Source organism: Pedobacter sp. HMWF019 (assembly GCF_003061025.1).
Taxonomy (GTDB): domain Bacteria; phylum Bacteroidota; class Bacteroidia; order Sphingobacteriales; family Sphingobacteriaceae; genus Pedobacter.
Map to the genome: position 1 here is coordinate 1 of NZ_QAIL01000257.1, position 18,293 is coordinate 18,293.

The following is an 18,293-nucleotide window of genomic DNA, read 5'->3' on the forward strand; positions in this document are numbered from 1 at the left end:
TTAAATAGGAGATGAATATTGGTCCGCCCATTAACAGGCACAAGCAAAATATTTAATTATGTAAAACTCCCCACTATGCATATGATAGTTTTCGGCGATGATCACCGAAAACTATCATATGCATAAACAATCCCGCATCTTCCCCGGTCTCCACCAAAAAATATGTTTTACTGAATCGAACCTTACAACCTGGAAGGTTCAGAGAGATCAGAAAACATATTTTCCCCCTTACTCACTATATACAAACCGCTTCATCTCATTCTTACTCACCTTTATACCCCTACCCTCCATTTTATGAATCAACTTAAAAGCATTCGTAATAAAAATGGATCTAACACGACCTTTAAAATACAATACATAGTTCCTAACCATCATTGGCGAAGCCGAAAACTGGTTTTATCCCTCCTCAAACATTTGTTCAACTTTTGGTTGGAGGGTTTGCTTATCGCGGCCAATCTTTCGGGCATTAATTTTTTCAAGGATTAAGGGTTTTTCCGCCCAGTAGTTGAGATAGAAGAAACGTGCGTTGGAATCCAAGAAATCCTTCTCTATTTTCGAGAAAAAACCAAGTTCTTCTTGTGTGATGAGTAGGGTGTGGGACATTTTCAGGCGGAACTTCAAATTTTTAATGTTTTCGACGGCACTCCAGTTCTGTTTAGGTTTGCTCATGGAAAGCAGCAGCACCCTTTCCACATCCCAAAGTGGTCTGATATCTTTCCGCAGTTTGAGGCTGAGTATCCCAAAAGGAATAAGTACAACAACTTTTGCCCTTTTTTCCAGTAAGATTTTAACCATATCAACTTCAAAGCTCGTGTTATAAGCCATCACAAAGGTAAAACCAAAAGCGGGAATAAATTTTTCAAGGCAATCCTTAACCGCAGTTTTCTCTTTTTCCGAAGGCTTGTTGCTAATTAGCACTGAAAGCAACCTATCCATATTAAGTAAGGATGTGTTTCCCCAAGCATGAATTTCAGACGCGGACTTGCCTGCGAGTTTTTTTGGGTATAAAGCATCACTAGGCTGGATTTTTTGGATATTTTTAGTACGCAATTCTTCTGCTAGTTCAGGTGATTCACCTATTGTGGTAGAGCTTTCTGGCTCAAACACCAAGATTTTTGTGGGTAGGCCTTCAAGGGCCTGTTCTATCATAGGTTTTACCTTAGCCCAGTCAAGCCCACCATGGCCGCAGCCCAATGCTGGTAGGGTGAGCGAGATTGCTTGGTTGTGGATCAGGTAATTACGCAGCCACTCAAGTCCCTTTTCGATATAAGAATATTCTGAAGGCTGGCGCCAATGGTCTTTTGTAGGGAAATTGATGATCTTTGGCGAATGGTTGAAAAATTCCTGGTCTGTCCATACGTGGGGTTTTCCGATCTGTACTCTGCCCAGCCTGCATTCCAGCAAATACTCCTCAAACATTTTGGGGTATCTGGTCTTGAACTGCAAGGCAGCGCCAGCACCCATCACCCCCACGCAGTTGACGGTGTTTACCCGAATGTCCGCTTCAAAGTCAAAAAAATTACCGCTAACAAATTCTATCATTTAAATCCCTTTTCTGCTGCTACCCAATCGATAAACGCTTTTATCTTACCATTATACTCCATCCCCCAAAACCAATTGATGGCGTCCACATCAGCCTTGTTGATTGCAGCAAGCATCTCAACTTCCTTACGGCTCTCAACGATGTCGAGCACCTGCTGCCGACCCCTATTTTTGCCAAAGACCTCGCCTATAAGGTCATGGTAGATGACCAGCAGGGCTATCATCCTAATTTGGTATGGACTCAGCGTCTCAATGTCCTCGTGCATGATGCGCTCTACCATATGTGCACCGTCGGCCGGATGGTCAGGATATGCTTTTTGTTTGCCCCCTGGCCATTTGGTTTTCGGGCCTTTTCCAATGTCATGCAAATATGCGGAAAATTCAAGAATCATCCTATCTTCTTCGTTCGCCGCTTTGTAATAATCCGAGATCAGGATCTTGGCGACAACCTTCTTAGTATGGTCACTTACATTTTCTTGATGGACTTCATTCTCTGTCTCCAATCCGTTTATACCTTCGAGTTCTGCAATTGCGCAAAAATCTTCCCGGATAGCTTTTAATGCTTCATAGAGGTTTGCAAAGGGGAATTCTAAACCTTGCCTATTGGAGCGTTGTTTATTGAGTTCGCTGATAACTTTGTTAAACCTTTCACGTAGCACACGTGGACCGGTAAGAAGGCTGGTATCTTCATGCCCTGTTATTTTGTATTTGGTATAAAAGAAGTTCCCTTTGTTGAAATAACCGTAACTGAACATGGGCAAATCGATTTCTTTTTCAGCAAATATTTCAGTTACGCGCTTTTTTGGATACTTATTGAAAACAATTATGGTCTTTACTTCACTGATATCAATTTTTCTAGGTACCAGCACCTCGGCCATTTTCTCATGGCGTAGCTGGTCGGTATGGCTGCTCCACTTCTGACTGTCAATTTCCGCCCAGTTCAACTTGTCTAGGTCTTGTGGATCATCGTAAAAATTGGGTGCCACTTGCGTATTCGCAGAGGCATCTGTAAAAACAGCCCCGTTACCGATAACAGCCTTAAGTGGAACGGCGAGGATAACAAAATCCTGCTGGTCAATGTTTTTGGTGTTGACCATCTGTAGAAACATTGGATTGACCGAGCAGAGGTAAAAAGGCACATAGTCATGGACGACGCCTTTTGCACCGCAGGTCACTTCCATTGTTTTTCTACGTTCTTGGATACCGGCTGAAGCGACGTTAAAATGGGCTAAGCCGGCAGCCTCTTTCAGATTTGTGCAGAGCAGGCCATGTTCAATGATGGTATTTAGGTTGTCAATGTGGGTAAAGTGGTAGCAATACCTCCCCTCATATTTTGATGGAATTGATGGCATAATTTTGAGGTTAATTTCGGAGGCAAATCTACAAAAAAGTTATTATTATATGAAGCCAAAACCTTAGTGATGTGCATTTTAGTAGATTTAATTATTCTCCTCTTTAACGTCTTCGGGATTATACCTACATTTAAACTTAACTTATTTCTTTTATGGCAGGTTTCAAAATTGAGGTTGAGGACGTACATTATTTCCAGGAGGAATCCACCAAGGCAATCGCATTATTGTTCGACAAATTAGGCTATGTCGTCGAATATATGGATTTCCAAACTGCTCTAGCTAACAAGCTCGTTTACAGCCTTCAGGATCATACCCGCCTGCCCTTACACAGGCTCAATGCAAGGCAGATGGTCAACATTGTTGATGTTGCAGATTTGCGAGATCCCGGCAGTTTTGAGGACATTTTGATGGCTGATTCCATCCTACCCTCCGGAGTAGCTGGTGTGCTCAATGAGGAAACGGTGAAGAACGGCGGTGAGATATGGCGGGTGCATGCCTATGACAAAGACCCTTTTCCTTCTATTCCCCATGCGCACAATTTGCGGACTGGCTACAAACTGCATTTAGGCAATGGGACTCTTTATACAGCAACCAACAAGTCGTTGGGCAGTTCGATTTCGAAAAAGGATTTAGAAACCATCAGGGCGAAAATCAGGAAGATCACACTCCCACCTTTGGATTACGGGGCAAATTAATGATCGCCGACAGTTTTTCATCTTAACTGAACGGAATTATGTACCATGGATGGCTACAACACAGAGCTAGGCGCTGATAAAAAGAAACATTCACCTCCCCGGTCTCCACCCAAAAAATATGTTTTACTGAATCGAACCTTAGAACCTGGAAGGTTCAGAGAGATCAGAAAACATATTTCCCCCTTACTCACTATACACAAACCGCTTCATCTCGTTCTTACTCACCTTTATACTCCTACCCTCCATTTTATGAATCAGCTTAAAAGCATTAGTAATAAAAAAGAGCCTGACATGACCTTTAAAATGCTCAACACAAGTCCTAAACAACTCTAAACCAGTCTTCGGCTCCGAGAAATACCCTTCATCCAAAAGCCCCAGTATAAAATCCTTAACCATTATTGGCGAAGCAACACTTTTCAACCCAACAGCTTTAAAAGCCGGCAACTCGGTAAAAGAACGAAAAACTCTACTCTTACCAGTCGGTCCCTCCTTAAATATATCATAGGATTTAGTCTCATCAGCATTAGAAGTAACTACAACAAAAAGCTTATAGGTCAGTTCTTCAAGCTTACCATCCAGAATTTCCGGCAGTGTACAGTTAAAAATATGTAGCAGATAATTAGTATCCCTGGCCTTATACCGTTTACTATGCAAAGGATTCTCTACATCCCTCACGTACAATGGGTGGTATCCCAATAAGAATGACAATTCCCGGTCTGAAAATCCTTTAGCAATGCGCATATCCATTACTTTATAGCTTTTTTCAAAGTCAATAGAAGACACCGTAAAGTAATGTGCCGTTTGATTTTCCAGAAGCTCGGGCTTATTCATAGTTCAAAATACGTTAATTATTTTGTTGCTGAAACAATTTTCTTTGAGGGTTTCTGGTAAGTAACCTGAAGAGGTGGTTCTGTTTTAACAAGATCGCCTTTTGCTACAGCTCTATCTAGTGGAGAATTGAAATCAGTTGTATTCCATTTCTTTTCAAATAACCGATTTGCTTCTTGAGTGAACTCCTTTGTAGTCCGAGGAATATTTAAGAACTCTGTATCTTCCATCAAAGACCGAACTGCACCTGTTGGATAAATTTTATTGATTATTATATTTCTGCTTTTGGCGACAAGAACATCAGGTAAGGACTCTTTAGGGTAAAAGTCATACAAAGTATATTCTGTTTGGAAATCAGGTGGAAGTTCATTAGGGTTCAATCTCTCTTTAATTTTCTTGGCTTCTTGTGTAAAAACATGAGCGATTTCATGTAGTTGAGCATCTGTATATTTATTTCCTGTTGAAATACTCTCTATTGTACTTATCAGGGATATATATTGACCAATGAGTATTGAGAGGGCATTCTGAGAAATGTCAAGATTAAGCCTTATTGTACGAATACCGTCAATTATAAATTGATCTGTATTTGAAATTAAATTGCGTTTTGAATCTCCTTTTGGCATTTAACCAAAATCAGAGATATCCGATTAATGCTTTTACCGAAAAATAATTTTAAAAACAATTTAATTAGCTGTATATTAGCAGTCATAAAGAAATTGAATTAAACTCAATACATTAAATATCTATTGAGAGGTATTAAAGAGTCTCGCATTCCAAATTCTGACAATTGCGATCAACGAGACAATAGAATAATGCCCGTAACTTATATTGTCGTATTTTTGCGTACACTATAACGTTATGGGCTCTATTGTAAACCCGTTTGATTAGGCCGTCAGAAGCCTGGAATGGCGGTATTTAGGGCCCGTTATAGTGTACTTAAATATTCTGAGACTCATTATGACATTAATAATGAGAGATGAAATCTAACCAAAATTTTCACTCTTCTTGCCTTACCCGCGGCGCTAGTCGCAAGGCCTCATCAACCGCCTTAAAGCCCCACAAACCAAAACAAACTCCCCTCCTCCAAAATTTTGGAGTTCCCTCCAACATTATCATATCATTTGCAAAGCAATTAACCAACACAATTCATATGATCAATTACACCTTAATAATCTGTCCCCCAGATTAACTTTTCGAACACACATAATCGCCCCAGAATTCAGTTTATTATCAAATAAATCTTTCCAAATGATTACTCTTTATGGAGACAACAAACAAATGTAATTGCTTTAACAATAGACAAATCATCAATTTCTTTAAGGATTACAACCTGGAAGAAAGCCAATCTTTGCTATGGAAGCTATTTAAGCTCAGTACAGCCGCAAAGCCCACCGAAGTAATAAATGCAAAAGAATGGCTAAACCTCGTCTCTTTCTACGAAAATCTTGACGATTTACTAAAAGCAGTTTACAACACATATCAAGAACAAACTCCATAAACAAGGAATAGATAACTAACCAAATATCACATGAATAAAACGATAAAAACCATCGTAATGGCCGCGCTTTGCTTAAATTTTGCCGCCATTGCACAAAACAGCACTACTTCTATAAAACCTATACAAATTGGCCAGAACGTACCAGAGCAACTACTGGAGAACCTACACAATTATTCCACAGATCCCGAGCGCCTTTCCTGTTTCAAAGGCAAATTAATTATTCTGGATTTCTGGGCCACCTGGTGCGCACCCTGTGTGGCCATGTTTCCCAAAATGGAAGCGCTGCAGGAACAATTTAAAGACAAAATTCAAATCATAGAAGTCAGTTACGAATCTAAAGATGTTATAAATAGTTTCTTAAATAAATACAGTGGTGGCAAATACCGCAAAAATGTCTACATAAGCGGAGATAAAATATTAAAGAAATACTTCCCTCACACTTTTATCCCGCATTACGTTTGGATTGATCAAAGTGGAAAAGCGAGAGCCTTTACAGGTGCATCTGAAGTAACAGCACAAAACATCAAACTATTCCTGGATGGTAAAGATCTTAATCTTCCAGTGAAAATGGACCAAATACAAAAATACGATTGGCATTATCCATTCTTCGAACAAAACAGAAAAATTGCCAAGGCCAATACTGGTCAATTTGAACCTTATAAAAAAGGATTTGCAAGTGGTTTTTATGTTGGAGATTACGCCCCTGGAATTGACTCCATTCAAAGAATCACTTTATATAATACGGGTATACTATGGCTATATCAAATGGCCTGGGGCTTCAATAAAACCAGTTTTACTAAAGCAAGACTTCAGTTAAATGTTAGAGACAGTACTCATTTTTATACCAACGCATCCGGTCAAGAGCTTCAAAACTGGATGGAAAATGGAAACGCCTTTTCTTACGAGATCCTCTTTTCCAAAGGAAAGGATAAGTCTGCCTTCTTAACCATGCAGCAGCAACTTAATCACTTCCTCCCACAATATGAGGGCAAAACAGAATTTCAAAACAAACTCTGTTGGGTTTTAATGCGTACAGACAGTACCATAAATCTAAAAAGCAAAGGCGGTCCCTCTGTTCAGGAATTAACATTTACCGGAGCCAAACTGCGCAATGTATCGTTTAAAAACTTTTTTGATCAACTAGACTGGAAATATCTGCAAAACGCAGACCTGCCCGTACTCGATGAAACCAATCTCATCCAAAAAGTAGATATGGATATCGATGCTTCGCTTTTAAAAATCACAGACATGAATAAAGCATTAGCAAAATACGGACTTCAGTTCATTAAAGCCAACAGGTCCATAGCGGTTCTGGTCATAAGAGATAGAAAAAATTTAAAAAAATAATCCGAAATATACAATGAAGTATTATATCCTATTTTGGCTGTTGGTCCTCCTGCCACTATCCAGCCTCTTTGCACAGCAAAACACCACCGGAAAAGTAATCGATTCCCTTACCCATCAGCCGGTTTCGGGAGCAAACATTATTTTAAAACGGAAACAGAGCAAAACCTTAAGTGATCAGGATGGACGGTTCAGCATTGCCCTTAGCCCTGTTAACGATATACTTGAAGTATCCTTTGTAGGTTACCAAAAACTAATCCTAGAGATTCCTGCCGGAAAAACCAATTTAGGCATCCTATATCTGGTACCTGCAAATGGTACTTTAAACCAGGTAGAAATCTCTACGGGATATCAGAAACTCTCGCCCGAAAGAACGACAGGATCTTATTCCTTAATAAACAACCAACAGCTCAACCGGAGCCCTGGCACCGACATCCTCAGCAGGTTGGCAGACGTCACCCCTGGGCTTAGTTTCAACAAAAACAGAGATGCCGGGCAAAACAGCATTAGCATCCGGGGCCTAAGCACCATTTTTGCAAATGCCCAACCCTTAATTATCTTGGATAACTTTCCTTACAATGGTGATATAGAGAACATCAATCCTAACGATGTGGCAAGTATTACTGTCCTCAAAGACGCAGCTGCAGCTTCCATTTGGGGTGCCAGAGCCGGCAATGGTGTCATCGTCATCACGACTAAAAAAGGTAATTACAATTCGTCATTTAGACTAAGCCTAAGCGCAAATTCCATTCTTTCTGCCAAACCAGATTTGTTTTACCAGCCGCTGATGTCTTCAAAAGACTTTATAGAAGTAGAACGTCTTCGTTTCAACAAAGGATTATATGATGCTGCAGAACAAGGGGGTATTGTAGCCCTGTCTCCCGCGGTGCAACTATTGATCGATCACAGGGAAAACCGGATCAGCAATGCAGAGCTCGAAAATCAGCTTTCCGCTTTAGGTAAGCATGATATTAGGAACGATAAGGAAAAATATCTTTACCAACCAGCTTTTAACCAGCAGTATGCTTTGAATCTGAGCGGAGGGAATACAGACCGTTTCTATTACCTCTCTGGAGGATATGATCGTAATTTAGCTTCAGCAAAAGGAAATGGCTACAAAAGATATACTTTTAATGCGAGCCAGAACATGGCTTTTCTGGATCATAAACTAGAGTTAAATACGAGGTTTATTTTTACAAATTCTATCTCTACCCAGAATGCATTCAATTTCAATGATCCTTATCCTTATGCCCGTTTAACTAATGATGCTGGAGACCCCATAGCAATTCCGTCTTTTAGCACTGCTTATTTAAAAACGATACAGCAGATGGGCCTGATGGATTGGTCTTTGAACCCAATCATAGAGCAGCAATTGGCTAATAACCAAAGCAAGACTACAGATTATAGAATGAACCTCAACTTGAGCTATAAATTAACTAAGGCAATTCGTGCAGAGCTGAGCTATCAATATAGCGAAAGCCTTACAGAAGCAAACAATAACTACAGTGCAGATAGTTATATGGCAAGAGATCTGATCAATAGATTTACGCAAGTTGGGGTAGATCAAAGTCTTTCATTTCCAATTCCAAAAGGGGGTCTATTGGACAATTCAAAATCAAATCTAAACGGTTATAACCTGCGGGCACAAGTAAACATCAATCAATCTTGGGGCAAACATGTAATTAGTGGTATTTCGGGGTATGAAATCAGCGATTTTAAGACTTTAAATAGTGCTTATAGGCTATATGGCTACGATGATGCCCATGCCACCAGCAAAACAGTGAACTATGTCAATACCTTTACCCAGTTCTTGGACGGTACTTCGGCTTTAATTCCAAACCTGGACCAACAGTCTGAGCTCACGGATAGATTTATTTCCTATTATACCAATGGCGCTTATACTTACGACCAGAAATATACCGTTAATGCGAGCGCACGTCTAGACAAGTCTAATATCTTCGGTGTAAAAACCAATCAAAAAGGTGTCCCCTTATATTCGGCAGGTTTGAGCTGGACAGCCTCCAAAGAATCCTTTTACCCATTAGAATGGTTGCCCGTGTTAAAAACTCGATTAACTTACGGCTATAATGGAAATGTAGACAAAACATTATCCGCCTACACCACCGCCAGTTATGACAGTGGCTCCTCTTCCCCCTCTCATTTGCCATTTGCCACCGTTCAAAATCCACCTAACCCAGAACTCCGATGGGAGCGGACCAAAGTCATTAACTTAGGATTAGATTTTGAAAGCAAAGCTCAGTTCATCAAAGGAAGTATCGACTTCTATTGGAAAAAAGGAATAGATCTCATCGGCACGGCACCGTTTCCTCCATCTAGCGGCATTACCGTTTTTAAAGGCAACACAGCAAGTACCCGCGTTAACGGAATGGATTTATCACTCTCCTCCAATATCAGTTATGGACAAGTCAAATGGCAACCAAACCTCACCGTTTCACTAGCCAAAGATGTGGTCACCTCCTATAAAGTTAAAGCTCCTGGCACTACCTATCTGCAAAACAGTGATGGCAGCGTTGGTGCATTTCCTCTGGAAGGTAAGCCTCTATATGCATTATATAGCTACAAATGGGCTGGTCTTGACCCCACAACCGGTGATCCACAGGGCTATGTGAATGGAGCCATAAGTAAAGATTATCTGGCTATAACTACCCAAACTGCCACAGAAGATCTGGTCTATAATGGACCCGCACGTCCAACTATTTTTGGCTCTTTCATTCAGAATTTCAGTTACAAAGGATGGCAGCTCTCCATTAACATCAATTACAGATTTGGTTATTACTTCAGAAGGAACTCTGTAAACTATAGCTTGCTGTTAAATGGTGTACCAAGTAATGCAGATTATGCCCAGCGTTGGCAAAAACCTGGAGATGAGCTTTTCACAAATGTACCTTCTATGCCCGGCGATATAGATGCTGCCCGTAGCACATTCTATAATTATGCCCAGATACTGGTTGAAAAAGCCGATAACATTCGTCTTCAGGATATCAGTTTACGATGCTCTCCATTCAAAAGGATCACATTTACACTTTATGCAGGAAATCTGGCTATTTTATGGAAAGCCACAAAATCAAAGCTAGATCCAGATTACCCCCTGGATACTTATGCTCCGCCCAAAACATTTTCTGCAGGACTAAAATTGGAATTATAAACTAAGAAAATTATGAAAACCATATTCAAATATTTGCCCCTCGCATTGGTTCTTTTTCTTTGCAACATCTCTTGCAAAAAAGGTTTTTTGGAAGCAAAGCCAGACAAAGCTATTCTGGTACCGCAAACGCTGGATGATCTGCAGGCTTTATTAGATAACCTCTCGGTAATGAACCAAACCCCATTTTATCAGCTAGTCAGTAGCGATGACCTCCAAATCTCAGACGCCGGATTTCTTGCATTACCAAAATCACTTAGAAATGCTTATACCTGGCAAAACAATCCATTTGAAGGACTAGATCAGGTAGAAGACTGGGTATACCCGTATCGCCAGGTGTTCTATAGCAATATTGTACTCGATGCCCTGGAAACAAATCAGGAATCACAGGATTTGAAAAACCAGATCAAAGGACAAGCTTTGTTTTTCAGGGCCCATGCGATATACCAACTCAGTCAGTTGTTTACAAAGCCATACGTTTCTGAAACAGCAAGCTCTACACCAGGTCTTATTTATCCAATCGTTTCAGACGTCAATCAGAGGCCGGAACGTAAAACCCTTGAATTTACTTATCAGCAAATGCTTACGGATTTAGCCACAGCCTCGGCTCTACTGCAACCATTAGCAAAAGTTAAAAGCAGACCATCAAGAGCAGCTGCTTACGCCCTTACGGCCAGGATCTTTTTAACAATGGATAACTATAACAAAGCAGATGAGAACGCTGCCCTGGCTCTAGCCATCAATTCAGACCTCATCGACTACAATACACTAACAGCAAGGCTCACCAGTGGAACCCGTCCATTTCCACAGGTATTGCCCAATGGAAATTCCGAAGTTTTGTTTTACACTGCTTTGCCCAATAATAGCTTTCTCACTGCAGCTGTTTCCTCACCAACTGTTGTGAATGCAGAGCTGTTCAGCCTTTATGCAAATGACGATTTAAGAAAGCCAATCTTCTATGTACAAAGAAGCGATGGCAGAATTACATTCAAAGGATCTTATAGCGGAGCGATCAGTGGAACAACCTTTTTTTCTGGAATAGCCACCGATGAGCTTTATCTGATCCGATCAGAATGTCAGGCCAGGTTAGGTCGTACCACAACAGCTATGGGCTGGCTCAATAACCTATTGATCAAACGTTGGAAAACAGGCACATTTGTTCCTTATAATGCTAACACTCCAGCCGAAGCCTTAAGTACAATTTTACGGGAAAGAAGAAAAGAGTTAGTTACCAGAGGCATAAGATGGTCAGATTTGAAAAGACTAAATACAAATCCTGCAACTGCAGTAAACCTATCCCGATCTATATCGGGCAGCACATTTAATTTAGCCCCGGAAGATCCGAGATATGTGTTTCCTATTCCTCCACAAGAAAATATAAAATAGCAAAAAAGGACATGGCGCACCAGCCATGTCCTTTTCATATGCTCCTTCTAGTTATCTACCTCAACTAGTGAAAAGTTACCTGTAGAACCGTTTGTGAACGAACCACCATTAATTGGATCTCCAGTACTATAATTACGGGTACAAACATTTGTTGGACCGGTACAGCTTGGCTCATAATGAGTATCCGGATTCCCTGTTGATGGTAAACTGGCCAGGTTCACCCAACCTTTAATGGGATCATTACCCCAGGTGCTGGCGAAAACAGGTTTAAACGCACTTTGACTAACTACTAAACCAAGGCCTAATATTAAGGCTAGAAATGGAAATTTAAATGATTTTTTCATAACAATAAGGATGCTTTTTACCATTGAAAAAGCAACAAAAAGTTAGGTTTTTAAATGTTTAAGTTTTGCCTACTCTGTTTACATGGGTTTTCAGCCGATCCCATTTTTCCTATCTACGGTCCGCTTTCTAAAAGCCATTCCGCTGTTCAGGGCCATAAATTTTCCAGTCTCCTTTCTTTAAAAGTGAATATATACCCTACCGCGGCAACTGCCGTAAAGAATAGGTTGAACACAAAATGAGATTTCCAGCCCAATACACTTAGTACCCCACCACATGAGCAAGGCATCCTCGGAAAAAAATGCAATAAAGCCAAACCTACATACACGGTAAAAGCAACCATCAATAAAAGAGAAGCTAAAAACCCCCAGTATCTGGTACATTCGAAAAAAACTAGACCAGCAGCCATCAACTCCACTGTAGGCAACAAGTAAAATAGAACCTCAGTAAAACCCTTTTTAAAAACCTGGTTCGCCAATTGCGCCCTAAACTCCTCCGCGTTAGCCAGCTTAGAAGCCGCTGTATAAACCCATAAAAAAACAAGCAAACAAGCCAGTACCTCAACAACCCAAGCACCCTTTTTATTTAATCTGTTCATAGTTATAATTTGATATAACCAAAACTACAAACCACTGAACATCTTACACTTGTAATTTTATAAGTCCAAAAAAAAGATTAAAAAAAAAGCCTTTGCATTACGCAAAGGCTTTAACCAAATAAAACTTAACAGATATCCGTGCACGCTTGGATTCGCATACAAAAAAATGGAATTGCTCCGAAAGGCCTTAGCCCGCGAAGCCGGCTAGCCGACTCGGAGCATTCCATTTTTTACTCTTTTGAAATCACTCCAGCTCCAAACGCCACCTCCTGATCACTCGCAAAATGCTGCGCATCAATATAAGTTTGCAACGTTGGATAAACTGAAGTATCAAAGCTCACCTTACAAGGCACTTCGCCCGGTGTTCCACACGATGGGCCACTACCGGGAGTAAGTGTCCAATTAGAAGCCGTGCGCGCACCTGTAGGAGTACTCAAACTGTAAACATAAGTTACAGTCGCAGCAGACTTTTTAACAACGCTGTCACTTTTAAACGCAAAAGCTCCAGAAAGACCAGCAACCACTACCGTAGCCACCAGCACAGATTTAAAAATTTTCTTCATTTTGTTTTAGTTTAAGATTAATGAATAACTCAAAACTAAAGCACAACAAGCAGCCCTCACTTGTAATATTATAAGTCCAGAAAAAAACTCAAAGCCCTTTGTTAAGATCAGGGATAGACTTAAATTCAAGAGCAAAAGAAAGAATAGAATCGATACGATTAAATATAACAACAGCAAAAGCATGCCTCAGTTCATCCGGAAAATAATCATAACCAACAAACCAAGCTTCCATATCCTTATTAAAGCGAATTAAAGTATTTGTATACTTTACCCTTGTTAATATAAGCTTTTCAGATATTTTTCTCATGATCCTTTTGCCTTTCTTTTCATCACTAACCAAAGCACTGAAAATCAAGTCCGTAATACATTTATAAGCCAATTCTACACGTTCCATAAAATCATCAGGTATATCCTTTCGTGTATCATTTAATTCATTGATTAAATAAACAAACAGATTCAATATTGAATCATCAAAGGAAGAAGCATAACTTTTCAAATTAATTTGAATTAAGAATTTCTATCATTTTATTCAATTGAATGCTACATATTAAGAAATGCAATTTACCTGGCCCTAAACGAATAAAATTGGAGAATAGAGCAAAATTATGGTGTTTTAAATAAGCAAAATGCCCAAATTATTCTTCCCTATCATCTGCACAAAACCTACTAAAGTATGTCTCTCCAAGGTTTAAATAGTTGGCTTTATCCTTATCTAATAGCTTTACCGTTCTATTTTTTCCCTTGGTTTCTGGAAAAAGACTATGAAACTCATTTACCCTATCCTGAGCAGAGAGTTTTATTAATCTATCCCTCAGTTCCGATTTACCTACCACAGAAGAAATAATCTTACTTTCCAAATCCAAACTTTTGGGAAAAAGCTCATAAATTTGCTGCATTTGAAAAGTAGAAATTTCCAATAATTCCGTATCTGGCACACCAATTAAACCGGATCCCGAAGCAACACTATTTTTAAAGCTATTGGGCAGAATAGCAATCTCTCCCGCTTTAAAAAAACCACGAATCAGCTTCCCGTCTTTACCATTCATGTAGATGATCACCATGCCCTTCACTACAAACCAGCATTTATAAGAAATCTCCCCTACCCAATGTATTGGACCATCGTCTTTTTCGCAGGTACATTTTATCAATTGCTCTGAAACATGCGACTTAAAATTCTTATAAGGCATTTCCAAAAATTTAGCTAGAAAATCAAACAAAGCTGTTAAATTCTCCTCTGGAATTGCACGGTCCTTCAGCATACTACTACCCTTCCATAAAACACATTAACAAAAATCTCAGCAGTATATTTTAAAAGGCGCAGCCAGCCTTTGAAAGCAAATTCAATCATAAGAGTCACTAATTAAGAGGATTAATAAAATTGTTAATTATGGTACATACCTACCTCAAGTAGGAAATTCAATCATTTTTACATTATTATATATTTTGTTACAAAATTTTGATTTTCAATAAGCCACTAAAAAATCACCTTTATTACCAATGAGTTTATAACGTATTTTTAAACTCCAAAGCAGCAATCAACTTCGTGCTAAGCACATTAACCAGTTCCTTTTGCAATTTCAATTCTTCTTTAATAGAATCTAAATCCTCAAAAAAATAAGATGGAGTAACATTAAAATACTTAGCAATCTCACGCAGCCGGCTCGTATTGATATCTGTTATCCCCGTCTCTATCTTAGAATAGGCAGGTACAGAAATACCTAACGCATCGGCCAAATGAGATTGTCTTTTTTGCTCTTTTATCCTAAGAAGCTTAATTTTAGTACCTATATCTTTCATTTCTTTTAGAGAATTTATTTAGAGACAAATCCTTAATCAAAAATTCCCGTCTCTTTCTATAACCTAGGGGAGAAACCCCCTCTATCTTTTTAAAACATCTACAAAAATAAGATGGATCACAAGTCCCAATTTCAAAAGTGATTTGCTTAATAGAAAGCTTACTATTCTGCAGTAAATAAATCGCTTCTTGATGAACCCTAGCTTGCAATAACTCGTATGCAGTGCAGCCAAGATAATATTTGGTCAAACTATTTAAATAGTATAAAGTAACTCCCAGTTGATTCGTATACTTGTTTACATTACGATTCACTTTAAAGTCAGTCTCAATTAAATTCTTCAATTTACTCAAGATCTTAATATCTGGTTGAAAACATTCTGTATCTAATAGACGCGCTCTTTTTTCATCAATAATTACATCCATTACCATAAATAGCGATTTAATATTTCAATCAATTTTTATCTATTGCTGCTTGGAACATTCCTCTCTCTTGCTCAGAGATGTTAGCACTGTATTTAGCCAGATAAGTTGTAGCTGCTGCTTTATAGTTCTTCCAGTCTTGCTTATTGTAAAAAGCGACCACCTTTGCTCTGAGGAGAATTTCTTCACCAGGTACTCCATAGGGTTTTATCCTCTCTTCAATAGCAGTCCAATCTGGGTTTTCAGTTGCATTCAATGCAGGTTCAATATCCCCTTTGAAGATCATATTCATCATGGCTACAGTATATTTACGGTCTCCCATCACCTTTTTAAAAGCATCAGCATTTGTATTCATCAGATTAAACCCCGCATCTTTTGTACTCTTGGTAAACTGAACTACATTATTAATGTCTTCCTCAGATAATGGCATTTTAAGCGAAGAAACATAGGCGGAACCTGCAAGCAGCGCTCCAGGTTTATCTCCCGCCTGCATAGCCATCATCGCCATTTTTTTCAGGAAGGAAAGGTCACGTTTTCCGCCGATATACTCCTGTAGCATAGCACTGTATGCGATACCCGGCTCGGTAAGATCTGCGTCCTGAGCGGCTACATCGTTTGTTATGGAAAGCCAGGATGGAGAAGAAGCGTCAGGGTTTAGCTGGCTATGGATCTTTCTCATTTCTGCAAATGGAATTTTAATCACCTCACGGTCGTAGGTCATCAACCCATTCTGCTCGCCCTCCACATCAAAAGGCTGCGTATAAATCGATCCGGATAAGCCCTCCTTTTCCATCAATTGCAAATGCTGGTTCATGATGGTGTATTTTGCTTTGAGTGCTGCAGGCTTTTCCTGGATATAGCCCCAGGCAGATCCTGTTAACCATTGGTGATCAGGAATAAATACCCCTATTCCACCGAATTCTCCACATACCTGTGCTTTTCCGGCTTGCTTAATAGACATCATTGGGTCCGGGTAGCTATGTACATCGGTCATGTCTGCACTAACGTAAGCATTTGGAGAGGGAGAGCGCAACTGCTCATTCACATAGAGCAATTCGCCGGAGTGCCCGTTAAGAATTCTGGACGGATCTGTTTTTTTAACCCATTCACTGAGACGTTGCTGATCATATTGCCCCCATTTCTCGTTGAAAAGAACCCAGGCCACAATGGAGGGATTATTGTGCAACTGCATCATTTCATCTAAAGCACCTTTTTCAAATTCAGCCTTACTTCCTTCTGGAAGCCCCTGATTAGGATTGACAAAGTCTTGCCACACTAACATACCAAGTTTATCTGCCCAATAATACCATCTGGCCGGCTCCACCTTAATATGTTTTCTAATTGTATTAAAACCCATTGCCTTTATGGCCTTGATGTCAAAAGCCAAAGCCTCGTCAGTAGGTGCTGTATATAAGCCATCTGGCCAGAACCCCTGATCAAGGGTACCCAGGTTATAATAAGCTTTGTTGTTCAGAAAGATGCGATCTATACCTTTTGCATCTTTACCAATGCTGATTTTACGCATCCCAAAATAACTCTTCACCTCATCCTTTCCCAGCTTTACCGTTAAGTCATATAGATAAGGATTTGCCGGGCTCCACAATTTTGCATTTGGTATTTTAAGCACTATGCTTCTAGTACGATCGTCATCCTGAACTTGTTTCAGGATCTCGCAGTCGCTACATCCCGAAACAACGGCCTTGATGGAGATCCCGGCCTGCGCCGGGATGGCGGCAGAAGTGGTAACTTTTAAGTTTAACACTCCTTTATCAATATCTGGAGTCATTTTTAAATCCGCAATCGATATAGCCGGCACTGCCTCCAGCCATACCGTTTGCCAGATTCCACTACTAGGGGTGTAGTATATATTCTGCGGGTTCAATACCTGTTTTCCATGCGGGCCGGTTCCCTGATCGGTTGGGTCAAATACTTTTACAATCAATTCATTTGAACCCGACCTCAATGCATCGGTGACATCAAAAGAAAACGAAGAATAACCTCCTTTATGCTGACCCACTTCTTTTCCGTTAACAAAAACTGTAGCCTGCCAATCTACGGCACCAAAATGTAATAGCAACCTTTCCATCGTCCCCGATTTCAAAGGATTTGAGAATGATCTTTTATACCATAGATTCTGTGTTGGCAACAAAGTCTTTTTCACTCCAGACAATGCAGATTCAATTGGATAAGGGACAAGGATCGGGCCTTCAAACGCAGCGGGCTGTCCAGCATCTTTAGAAGTAATTGCATAATCCCATAATCCATTCAAATTTTTCCAGCCCATCCGTACCATTTGTGGTCTTGGATATTCTCTCAAGGCATTCGTTGGTGATACTTCCTTTGCCCACCTGCTTTGGATAGCCACAGGTTTCATATGATAAGCCGTTTGTGAATGAGCAAGAACAGATATTATACATAAATAAAAAAAAGTCGCAGCTATTTTAAAATCGAATTTCATCAGTAATCTATTTGGTGTAAACTTTAGACTACAAAATTTAGAAATCAATTCCTTAAATACTTGGACTTTAATGACAAAAACTAGGACAATTATTCCCGACCTAACGAAAATCATTAAACATTGACTGATGGTTTATAAATACCAGAAAAAATAATCGGCAAGATGTCTGCCGGTTAAACACCGGCTATCTTGTGCGCACTACTCCCCCCGGTCGTGTGCGCTGTAATACGGTGTACGTAAGGGTATGCACCCATTATACATACACTTAAAGTTAACAAGTATTAACTACAAATGCAGAAACACCAATGT

17 protein-coding genes are annotated in these 18,293 nt (G+C 39.8%); 5 read left to right on the top strand and 12 right to left on the bottom strand.

What is annotated here, in order from left to right; genetic code table 11:
* Nucleotides 1–396: 396 nt before the first annotated feature.
* Together DBR11_RS14885 and DBR11_RS14890 are read right to left on the bottom strand one after the other, a co-directional pair.
* Entirely contained in the window at nucleotides 397–1,542 is a 1,146-nt protein-coding gene (locus DBR11_RS14885) for a macro domain-containing protein (protein ID WP_108553450.1), read from the bottom strand.
* Nucleotides 1,539–2,894 (bottom strand): DUF4433 domain-containing protein, encoded by a 1,356-nt coding sequence (locus tag DBR11_RS14890; protein WP_108553451.1) that lies wholly within the window; start codon nucleotides 2,892–2,894, stop codon nucleotides 1,539–1,541. Before DBR11_RS14890 ends, DBR11_RS14885 begins: the two co-directional genes overlap by 4 nt.
* Before the next feature lie 152 nt (nucleotides 2,895–3,046).
* Here DBR11_RS14890 and DBR11_RS14895 point away from each other — a divergent pair, with 152 nt between their 5' ends.
* Nucleotides 3,047–3,589, top strand: coding sequence for a hypothetical protein (locus DBR11_RS14895; RefSeq protein ID WP_108553452.1), 543 nt, complete (start codon nucleotides 3,047–3,049; stop codon nucleotides 3,587–3,589).
* A gap of 183 nt (nucleotides 3,590–3,772) precedes the next feature.
* Here DBR11_RS14895 and DBR11_RS14900 read toward each other — a convergent pair whose 3' ends face one another.
* Both DBR11_RS14900 and DBR11_RS14905 read right to left on the bottom strand, forming a co-directional pair.
* Nucleotides 3,773–4,420, bottom strand: a complete 648-nt coding sequence (locus DBR11_RS14900; RefSeq protein ID WP_108553453.1) for a hypothetical protein — start codon at nucleotides 4,418–4,420, stop codon at nucleotides 3,773–3,775.
* 17 nt (nucleotides 4,421–4,437) lie between these two features.
* Nucleotides 4,438–5,040: a hypothetical protein gene (locus DBR11_RS14905; RefSeq protein ID WP_108553454.1), complete on the bottom strand. Its 603-nt coding sequence runs from the start codon at nucleotides 5,038–5,040 to the stop codon at nucleotides 4,438–4,440.
* 638 nt (nucleotides 5,041–5,678) lie between these two features.
* Here DBR11_RS14905 and DBR11_RS29905 point away from each other — a divergent pair.
* The 4 genes from DBR11_RS29905 to DBR11_RS14925 are packed head-to-tail and all read left to right on the top strand — an operon-like array spanning nucleotide 5,679 to nucleotide 11,808.
* Nucleotides 5,679–5,915 carry a hypothetical protein gene (locus tag DBR11_RS29905; protein ID WP_108553455.1) on the top strand — a complete coding sequence of 79 codons (237 nt, stop codon included), beginning with the start codon at nucleotides 5,679–5,681 and terminating at the stop codon, nucleotides 5,913–5,915.
* A 30-nt stretch (nucleotides 5,916–5,945) separates the two neighbouring features.
* Nucleotides 5,946–7,262: a TlpA disulfide reductase family protein gene (locus tag DBR11_RS14915; RefSeq protein ID WP_108553456.1), complete on the top strand. Its 1,317-nt coding sequence runs from the start codon at nucleotides 5,946–5,948 to the stop codon at nucleotides 7,260–7,262.
* 13 nt (nucleotides 7,263–7,275) lie between these two features.
* Nucleotides 7,276–10,425 carry a SusC/RagA family TonB-linked outer membrane protein gene (locus DBR11_RS14920; RefSeq protein WP_108553457.1) on the top strand — a complete coding sequence of 1,050 codons (3,150 nt, stop codon included), beginning with the start codon at nucleotides 7,276–7,278 and terminating at the stop codon, nucleotides 10,423–10,425.
* A gap of 12 nt (nucleotides 10,426–10,437) precedes the next feature.
* Nucleotides 10,438–11,808 (top strand): RagB/SusD family nutrient uptake outer membrane protein, encoded by a 1,371-nt coding sequence (locus DBR11_RS14925; RefSeq protein ID WP_108553458.1) that lies wholly within the window; start codon nucleotides 10,438–10,440, stop codon nucleotides 11,806–11,808.
* Between the two features lie 47 nt (nucleotides 11,809–11,855).
* Here the strand turns inward: DBR11_RS14925 and DBR11_RS14930 are convergent, their stop codons facing one another.
* The 8 genes from DBR11_RS14930 to DBR11_RS14965 all read right to left on the bottom strand — a co-directional run bounded on the left by DBR11_RS14930 (nucleotide 11,856) and on the right by DBR11_RS14965 (nucleotide 17,984).
* On the bottom strand, nucleotides 11,856–12,152 hold the full coding sequence (locus DBR11_RS14930; protein WP_146186549.1) for a hypothetical protein: 297 nt from the start codon (nucleotides 12,150–12,152) through the stop codon (nucleotides 11,856–11,858).
* Nucleotides 12,153–12,298: 146 nt separating this feature from the next.
* Nucleotides 12,299–12,748, bottom strand: a complete 450-nt coding sequence (locus DBR11_RS14935; protein ID WP_108553460.1) for a MauE/DoxX family redox-associated membrane protein — start codon at nucleotides 12,746–12,748, stop codon at nucleotides 12,299–12,301.
* 230 nt (nucleotides 12,749–12,978) lie between these two features.
* Nucleotides 12,979–13,311 (bottom strand): DUF6520 family protein, encoded by a 333-nt coding sequence (locus DBR11_RS14940; protein WP_108553461.1) that lies wholly within the window; start codon nucleotides 13,309–13,311, stop codon nucleotides 12,979–12,981.
* 88 nt (nucleotides 13,312–13,399) lie between these two features.
* A complete protein-coding gene (locus tag DBR11_RS14945) occupies nucleotides 13,400–13,807 on the bottom strand; it encodes a hypothetical protein (protein WP_108553462.1) in 408 nt (135 codons plus the stop codon).
* 139 nt (nucleotides 13,808–13,946) lie between these two features.
* On the bottom strand, nucleotides 13,947–14,570 hold the full coding sequence (locus DBR11_RS14950; protein WP_108553463.1) for a hypothetical protein: 624 nt from the start codon (nucleotides 14,568–14,570) through the stop codon (nucleotides 13,947–13,949).
* A gap of 244 nt (nucleotides 14,571–14,814) precedes the next feature.
* Nucleotides 14,815–15,108, bottom strand: a complete 294-nt coding sequence (locus tag DBR11_RS14955; protein WP_108553464.1) for a helix-turn-helix domain-containing protein — start codon at nucleotides 15,106–15,108, stop codon at nucleotides 14,815–14,817.
* Entirely contained in the window at nucleotides 15,089–15,529 is a 441-nt protein-coding gene (locus DBR11_RS14960) for an AraC family transcriptional regulator (RefSeq protein ID WP_158275297.1), read from the bottom strand. The genes DBR11_RS14955 and DBR11_RS14960 overlap by 20 nt, the downstream gene beginning before the upstream one ends.
* 28 nt (nucleotides 15,530–15,557) lie before the next feature.
* On the bottom strand, nucleotides 15,558–17,984 hold the full coding sequence (locus DBR11_RS14965; RefSeq protein ID WP_108553466.1) for a glycoside hydrolase family 2 protein: 2,427 nt from the start codon (nucleotides 17,982–17,984) through the stop codon (nucleotides 15,558–15,560).
* Nucleotides 17,985–18,293 lie beyond the last annotated feature (309 nt).

Bases quoted from the DNA above. Each gene is read 5' to 3' on its own strand.
- DBR11_RS14885 (WP_108553450.1), bottom strand. From the start codon at position 1,542: ATGATAGAATTTGTTAGCGGTAATTTTTTTGACTTTGAAGCGGACATT.
- DBR11_RS14890 (WP_108553451.1), bottom strand. From the start codon at position 2,894: ATGCCATCAATTCCATCAAAATATGAGGGGAGGTATTGCTACCACTTT.
- DBR11_RS14895 (WP_108553452.1), top strand. From the start codon at position 3,047: ATGGCAGGTTTCAAAATTGAGGTTGAGGACGTACATTATTTCCAGGAG.
- DBR11_RS14900 (WP_108553453.1), bottom strand. From the start codon at position 4,420: ATGAATAAGCCCGAGCTTCTGGAAAATCAAACGGCACATTACTTTACG.
- DBR11_RS14905 (WP_108553454.1), bottom strand. From the start codon at position 5,040: ATGCCAAAAGGAGATTCAAAACGCAATTTAATTTCAAATACAGATCAA.
- DBR11_RS29905 (WP_108553455.1), top strand. From the start codon at position 5,679: ATGGAGACAACAAACAAATGTAATTGCTTTAACAATAGACAAATCATC.
- DBR11_RS14915 (WP_108553456.1), top strand. From the start codon at position 5,946: ATGAATAAAACGATAAAAACCATCGTAATGGCCGCGCTTTGCTTAAAT.
- DBR11_RS14920 (WP_108553457.1), top strand. From the start codon at position 7,276: ATGAAGTATTATATCCTATTTTGGCTGTTGGTCCTCCTGCCACTATCC.
- DBR11_RS14925 (WP_108553458.1), top strand. From the start codon at position 10,438: ATGAAAACCATATTCAAATATTTGCCCCTCGCATTGGTTCTTTTTCTT.
- DBR11_RS14930 (WP_146186549.1), bottom strand. From the start codon at position 12,152: ATGAAAAAATCATTTAAATTTCCATTTCTAGCCTTAATATTAGGCCTT.
- DBR11_RS14935 (WP_108553460.1), bottom strand. From the start codon at position 12,748: ATGAACAGATTAAATAAAAAGGGTGCTTGGGTTGTTGAGGTACTGGCT.
- DBR11_RS14940 (WP_108553461.1), bottom strand. From the start codon at position 13,311: ATGAAGAAAATTTTTAAATCTGTGCTGGTGGCTACGGTAGTGGTTGCT.
- DBR11_RS14950 (WP_108553463.1), bottom strand. From the start codon at position 14,570: ATGCTGAAGGACCGTGCAATTCCAGAGGAGAATTTAACAGCTTTGTTT.
- DBR11_RS14955 (WP_108553464.1), bottom strand. From the start codon at position 15,108: ATGAAAGATATAGGTACTAAAATTAAGCTTCTTAGGATAAAAGAGCAA.
- DBR11_RS14960 (WP_158275297.1), bottom strand. From the start codon at position 15,529: ATGGATGTAATTATTGATGAAAAAAGAGCGCGTCTATTAGATACAGAA.
- DBR11_RS14965 (WP_108553466.1), bottom strand. From the start codon at position 17,984: ATGAAATTCGATTTTAAAATAGCTGCGACTTTTTTTTATTTATGTATA.